6 protein-coding genes and 2 pseudogenes are annotated in these 6507 nt (G+C 72.1%); all 8 read right to left on the bottom strand.

Annotated elements, in window-relative coordinates; all coding sequences use genetic code 11:
* Positions 1-527: 527 nt before the first annotated feature.
* Positions 528-1022 carry a hypothetical protein gene (locus tag IQ279_RS27280; RefSeq protein ID WP_206352004.1) on the bottom strand — a complete coding sequence of 165 codons (495 nt, stop codon included), beginning with the start codon at positions 1020-1022 and terminating at the stop codon, positions 528-530.
* Positions 1023-1056: 34 nt separating this feature from the next.
* Positions 1057-1923 carry an SPDY domain-containing protein gene (locus tag IQ279_RS27285; protein WP_206352005.1) on the bottom strand — a complete coding sequence of 289 codons (867 nt, stop codon included), beginning with the start codon at positions 1921-1923 and terminating at the stop codon, positions 1057-1059.
* Positions 1924-1937: 14 nt separating this feature from the next.
* On the bottom strand, positions 1938-3137 hold the full coding sequence (locus IQ279_RS27290) for an ATP-grasp domain-containing protein (RefSeq protein ID WP_206352009.1): 1200 nt from the start codon (positions 3135-3137) through the stop codon (positions 1938-1940).
* A gap of 157 nt (positions 3138-3294) precedes the next feature.
* Positions 3295-4433 (bottom strand): annotated as a pseudogene (locus IQ279_RS27295) (MFS transporter).
* Between the two features lie 65 nt (positions 4434-4498).
* On the bottom strand, positions 4499-4975 hold the full coding sequence (locus IQ279_RS27300; protein ID WP_206352006.1) for a hypothetical protein: 477 nt from the start codon (positions 4973-4975) through the stop codon (positions 4499-4501).
* Positions 4972-5832 (bottom strand): winged helix-turn-helix transcriptional regulator, encoded by an 861-nt coding sequence (locus tag IQ279_RS27305; protein ID WP_206352007.1) that lies wholly within the window; start codon positions 5830-5832, stop codon positions 4972-4974. Before IQ279_RS27305 ends, IQ279_RS27300 begins: the two co-directional genes overlap by 4 nt.
* A 41-nt stretch (positions 5833-5873) precedes the next feature.
* Complete coding sequence (locus tag IQ279_RS27310; RefSeq protein ID WP_206352008.1) at positions 5874-6287, bottom strand: hypothetical protein; 414 nt, start codon at positions 6285-6287, stop codon at positions 5874-5876.
* Between the two features lie 13 nt (positions 6288-6300).
* Positions 6301-6507 (bottom strand): annotated as a pseudogene (locus IQ279_RS27315) (hypothetical protein); the annotation flags it as partial.

Here is a 6507-nt window from a genome sequence, read left to right on the forward strand (position 1 = left end):
ACACTAGTCATCAATATTTTCAACGATACAGAACCCTTCGCCAGGTATAGTTAATATCTGTCCATATAGAGATGGAAGTTGACTTCTCGAAGAAGCGCACGAGACATCAACAAACTGCGCGTGATGCTGCACTTGCTGCCATATCTTCCCCTACACGGCCATAGGACCCCGGTCCCCTGGGCGAACAGCTTCGCGTTGTGCCACCGTCACTGCTACGACTCCGTTTAGCCTCGCCAGCGGCGTCCTTCTGGCCACTCTCATCGAACAAGTTGAAAGCAGCCTCGACGAGTGCGGCTCCCGAAGGGCCCTCTTGGGGATGATCTGAACGCTGTCGAGTTCCGGTTCGGCCATGCACAGAGACGGGATCGATGGAGGGGGACGACTCGGTGGCCTGGGTGAGATTGGCTGGACCCAGGTAATGGGGCCGGTAACCGTTGCGGCTACGGCGACCGCAGCAGGAAGGCCGCAGTCGAAGCGGATGCGCAAGAGGAGGCTCTGAAGTGAGGAAAGGGGTGTGGCTGCGAGGGTTAGCGGGAGCGGATCGCGCTGCGGGTGGTTGGCGGGGCCGTGGCCTTGTGAGCGGTGAGCCCCGGGGTGCGTGATGGGGCGGGCGTCTGCTGGGTGCTGGGGAACCAGACGGAGGCGTACCGCTCGATGGCGGCACGGAGTCCGTGGGTGTGGGCGCCTTTCCAGGGCGCCCAGTCGGGTCGGTCGCGGAACTCGCGGAACGTGGCATATCCCGAGTGCGTCGGGCCGCGGCCCTGGGAAGCGTCGCGGTGGTCGAAGGTCTTGTGGTCCTCGAACCGCAGTACTTGGGCGTCGAGTTCGCCTCTGTCCTGGTGGATGGTGGCCAGGCGCAGGCCGTCGTACTCGTGTGCGCGGATGGTGCGGGCGAAGTCGATCCGCAGCCTCAGCAGGCCGCCGGGGGTGGGGGTTGCGTAGTAGGTGTTGCCGACGACGGCGGCCTCGGCGAACGGGAGTTTCAGGTGCTCGATGAAGAAGTCGCGGGCGCGCAGGGCCAAGCGGATACCTCCGGAACGGTCGGGCTGTGGGCGGTCAGCGCCGAGGGCCGCGCAGGGCTGGGCGGCTGGTGGTGCTCCAGCGCGGCACGCTGGAGGCCGGGAGCGCGGCAGAGTGCCGGGAGGCGGCCCGCTGGACGTCGAGTGGGGTTGGGGCTGGCGGGTGTGGCGGGAGGACGGGGGTAAGCCGGGCCAGGCCTTGGATGTAGCTATAGGTCTCCTCTCGCCAGCGGAGCAGCGGAGCCGGGTCGGAGACGCACTCGGTGACGGCCCGGAGCAGAGCGACGGGGGTGTTGCTGCTGGCGGTGGCGTACCAGGCGGGGTGGTCGATGGAGGTACCGGCCCACAGCTGCCAGCGGGCGTCGCGGGTGGTCAGCTCGGCTTGCGGGTCGAGGCGTCCGGTGGTGCACTCCAGTCCGGCGAGCCCGTCGGGCGAGCGGATCGCCAGGACGCCTCCGCTGGGGCGTTCGAGCTGCCAGCCGCGGTTGATCAAGGGGGCGGCGGCGAGGAACGGTTCGCGGTCCGTGCTTCGGGAGTCCGGTGCCGCGAGGTAGGCGTCCGAGCCCTGTTCGTACGCCTCGGCCAGGGCGGTGGTGAAGGCCCGGACGAACTCGGTGGGGCAGGAGTCGTTGAAGCAGACGCCCCAGGTGGGCGGGCCGAAGGCGTCGCGGTAGGCGTTGATACGCCAGAGACCGTCGTCCTCTCCCTCGGGGAGGTAGCCGAGGCGGACGGTGCGGTCGGGTGCATGGACGTAGGCGTTGCCGAGGTCGTCGTGTTCCAGGTCCCAGCCGAGGTCGAGAAGCGGTGCGAGGGCGGGGTCGCCGGTCGCGGTGGCGGCGGCGAGGTAGCGCGGGGAGACGTGGACGTCCCCGCCGATGGTGCGAAGGTCGTCGTGGGGCGGCATCAAGAGTCCGGTGGTCAGGAGGCGGCGGCCGGTTCGACGTGGGTGACGACGTGGCCGAGGGCGGTGGCGGCGCGGGCGCGGGCGGTCTCGGTGGTGGGGCCGGTGGTGATGAGGTGACCGATCCGGGCGGTGAACATGTCACCGCCGTCCGCCGGCAGGAGGAGCCGGTCGCCGGGGCGGCGCTGGAAGTGGATCCGCTCCAGCCACGGCGGGTGGGGGCCGTCGAAACGCAGACGGGTGAGGGTGCCGGAGGTTTCGGGGTAGATCAGGTGGATCGCGGCGGCCGAGGATCTGGTCGGAGTGAGGTCGGGGGCGCGGTCGCAGGCGATGTCGGCGGCGGCGCGCGGCAGGTCGATGCCGGTGGTGAGGTGGACGAGGTGGCCGATCATGTCTCCGGCGAGGCGTCCGTTGACCTCGACGAGCCGTGGCCGGCCGTCGACCAGGCGCATCTCGACGTGGCTGACGCCGTCGGTGATCCCCAGTGCGCGGATGGCGGCCCGCGCGGCGGGGGCGACGGTGGCGAGGAGCGGGTCGGCCGCGTCGACGGAGTGGGCCAGCTCCTCGAAGTGGGGCGGCTCGCTGACCGTCTTGCGGGTCACGGCCACCACCGTGGTCTTGCCCCGGTGTGTGACGCACTCGGCCGAGACCTCCGGGCCGTCGAGGTACTCCTCGACCAGAACGTCGGTGCTCTCCAGGCCCAGGTCGGCCGCCCGGCGGGCGGCTCCGTACGCGGCGGTGAGCTGGTCGGGGGCCTCGGCGCGGATCACGCCGATGCCGGCCGCGTGCGCGGCGGGCTTCAGGACGACCGGGTAGCCGATCCGCTCGGCCGCGGCCTGCGCCTCATGGCGGGTGCGGACGCTCACCGATGCGGCCGACGGAACGCCGTGGCGGGCGAACAGGCTCCTCGCGGTGGCCTTGTCGCGGCACGCTCGCATCGCCTCCGGGTCGGTGGTCGGCAGGCCGAGCCGGCGCGCGAGGCGGGCGACCGGGACGAGGTACCACTCGGTCCAGGTGAACACCCCCGCCAGGTCGTAGCGGTCGGCCAGGGCCCGGCCGGCGGCAAACAGCGCCGCCTGGTCGGTCGGGTCGGGCACCACCAGGCAGTCCCGGAGGTACGGCACCTCCCACGACGGTTCCTCGCCGGTGATGAGAACGACGTCGTAGGCGGCGGCCACGGACTCGAGGCAGTAGCCGCGGTACGCCTCGGCTTCCATGTCAGCCGCAGCGACGACCAGGACGGCAGGACGGTCGGACAAGGGCAGGCTCCTCAATGGTTCGGGGAGTGGAAGGCCGGCGCGGGAGGGCGAGGCCGGGTAGCCCGTCCCGCGTGGTGGCGGGCACGAGCGGTGGGGATCCGTTCGGACCGGGAGGTCAGGGCGCCGGCGCCGGTAGGGCGGGCAGGGTGCGCAGCCGGACGAAGGCGGCCGCGAGGCCGGCGGCCTGGAGTAGTGCGGCGGCGGTGAGGGCGTGCCCGAGCTGGGCGGGCGGTACGGCCGCGACGAGCAGCCCGGCGGCGGGGAAGGGCAGCAGGAGCAGCAGGATCGTCACGGCGAGGGTGCTGCCGAAGACGTCGGGGGGATCAGGTGGGAGCGCAGGGTGCGCAGGACGACGGTGAGGCCGCCTTCGCCGGCCATCAGGACGGCGATCAGCAGGAGGTAGCCGCGGTAGGTGTCGGCCTGGGCGACGGCGAGGGTCGCTCCGGCGGCGAGAGCGGCGGCTGCGGCTCCGACCGGCCACAGGTCCCAGCGGTCGATCGCCCGGCGGGCGGCGGTGATGGCGAGCAGGGAGGCGGCGGCCGCGGCGGACCAGATCAGTCCGGCGTCCGCGCTGGAGTGCCCCAGCTCGGTCACGACGATGACCGGCATGGCGGCCTGGAGCAGGGCGATGGCGGTGTTGGAGACGACCAGTCCGGCGACCAGCCAGGCCAGGGCCGGCAGGGAGCGCAGGGTCGTCCAGCCCGTCCGTAGTCCTCCCTGTGCGGGTGCCGCGCTCGTCGGTGCGTTCCGCGTTTCGGATCCGAGGGCGGTGGCGAGCAGGGAGAAGGCCGCGAGCGTGCCGAGCATGGCGGTCGGCCCGCCGTGTTCCAGCAGCAGGCCGGAGACCAGCGGTCCGGTGAGCATGGCGGTCTGGTCGATGCCCAGCAGGACGGACTGCACCCGGTGAGCCTGGGCGCCTGCGCTCCGGCTCGCCGCGCCGCCCGCGGTCTCGGCCGCCACGTAGCTGAACTCGGTGAGGATGCCGGTGGACGCGGCCAGCAGCATGACGGTGGCGGTCACCGCCGGCGAACCGGCGTCGAGCACGGCCAGGACACCGGCTGCGGCGAGGACGGTCAGGGCGCGCGCGAGGCAGGCCGCCCGGAAGACGCGGGCCGTGCCGTGGCGGTCCACGAGGGTGCCGGCCACCGTGAAGGCCGCGATGCGCGGGACCCATTCCAGCGCGAAGGCCAGTCCGGTCAGAGCGGCCGACCCGGTGGTGGCCAGGACGAGGAGGGGAATGCCGTAGGTGGCCATCGCGAACGCGGCGCCGTCGGCGCTGCGGGGCAGGTAGATCCCGCGCAGGAGGGTGGGGGCAGGCGTCACGCGGCGACGCCGTCGGTGCCGCGGGTTCGCTGGTGGGTATGGGTCCACTCGGCCATCAGCCGTTCGATGCGGCCGAGTTCGGTCTCGCGCTCGTCCTTGGGGTTCGGGGGGTCGGCTGTCAGTGCGCCCAGGAGGGCGAACGTGCTGTGGATCCGTCCGGCGAAGTCGCAGTGCGCGGCCGGGTGGTTGTGTCGCCGGGCCCACCGCGCGGTCGCATCGTAGACGTCGGCGAGGTCCCGGCCGGCCGCCGAGAGGCCCACGGTGCCGGGGGTTCGGGTGAGGAGTCCGAGGGAGTCGGCCTGCTCGACGGCCTGGCGGATCCGGTCGGCGGAGAGGTCCGTAAGGGTGCGTGCCAGGCCGCGCGCCGGTATGGCTCCGTGATCGTCGATCTCGCTGACCAGGCGAATCAGGCCAACAGAAGACAGTGCCGTACAGATGTCGCGGAGCTGCTGGTGGGAGAGGGCGGGGATCACCGGCGGGCTCCTCCGACCGGCAGGGCCGCCTTCGCACGGGTGGGGGTGGCGTGGGAGAACAGTTCGCTGGGCTGCCAGCCGAGGCGGCGGGCGGGCTGTGCCGGTATGGCGGAGGCCGTGGGAGGGGTGCATGCGGGGGGCCGGTGCTGGTGGCTTGTCCAGGAGCGGGTGGGAGTCGCGGGTCCGGGGGTGGGTCGTCCCCAGAGCGGATGCCCAGCGGCGTGGTCGAGTGGCCGACCGGCGGACCACATGGACAGGACTCCGAGGACGGGTCCGAGTGCAGCACCGGCCGGTGAGAGGCGGTAGGGCTGCCCGTTGCCCTCGGTCATCACCAGGCCGTCGTCGACGAGTTGCCGCAGCGGCGGGTAGACGTTGGTCCAGTAGCCGTCGGGGAGGACGATGCGGGCCAGGGCGCGGGCCGTTACCTCCTGCCGCGACTTGAGAGCCCACAGGATCGCGGGGGCCTGGCGGCGAGTGAGGAGGGCGAGGCTGTCCTCGACCTGCTCGATCGCGGAGAGGAGCTGTTCCGGCTTCTGCAGGTTCTGCTCGGCCCAGGAGGCCAGCATCGGGAGTACCGGCAGGAGTTGTCGGCCGCGGGCGGTGAGGCCGTAGGTGACGTGGCGGGCGGAGTGCTCGGTGCGTTCGGCCAGGCCGGCGTCGCACAGTGAGCGGATCTTGGGGTGCAGCTGGCCGCTCTGGAGGTACGGCAGCTTGGCCGCGATCTGCGTGTAGCGCTGTGCCGGCCGGTTCAGGGCCAGCAGGATCCGCACGTTCCAGCGCGGTGTGATCATCTGGAGGGCTTCGGTGACCCGGGCGACGTCGGCGTCGTCGGCGGGCGGCAGACCGGTGGTGGACAAGGGGGGACTCCTGAGTACGGAAGGCCGGGACGCTGGTCGGGTCAGCGACTCGGTGCGGGACTCGCGGCCGGTACGGGCGGGGCGGGAAGGGACGGTGCCGCAGAGGTGGTGGGCGGCTCTGCGACGGGGGCGCGGCCGAGGCTGCGCAGGACCGCGCCGGCGGTCGTGACCTGGGTGTCGCGGACGGCGACCGCTTCGGCGAGACGGCGGGCGCAGTCAAGGACATGGGAGACCTCGTGCGCACCGATCTGCCGCCCGGGACGGGTCAGATGCTGCAGCCGTTCCCGCTGGGCGGTGATGCTCTGCTCGGCGAGGGCCAGGATGCGGTGGCTTCCGAGGAGCGCAGCCAGCATGCCGGGGGCCTGGTCCCGGGCGTAGGCCTCGAGATCGGAGAGTTCGGCGCCGTACAGGTCCTCGATCCGCGCGGCGATCTCAGCGGCGGTGGGATGGGTCAATCGGCGGGGGCTCTCATCGTCGTCGGCTGCGGACCTCACCGAGGCCTTCGGGTGTCGGTGAGGCGGAGTCCGCAGGCAGGGTGGTGCTGACCGTCTGCTGGGTGAATCGGGCGGGGCGGGCCGACTGTTGGAGCGGGGGCACGGTCCGCAACAGATCGTCCAGCGCGGTGCGGTAGCCGTCGCGGGCGGACAGCGCCGCGTCCAGCCACTGAGCCTTTTC

The sequence above is a fragment of the Streptomyces verrucosisporus genome, from assembly GCF_017114865.1.
In the GTDB taxonomy this organism is placed as follows: Bacteria; Actinomycetota; Actinomycetes; order Streptomycetales; family Streptomycetaceae; genus Streptomyces; species Streptomyces fenghuangensis.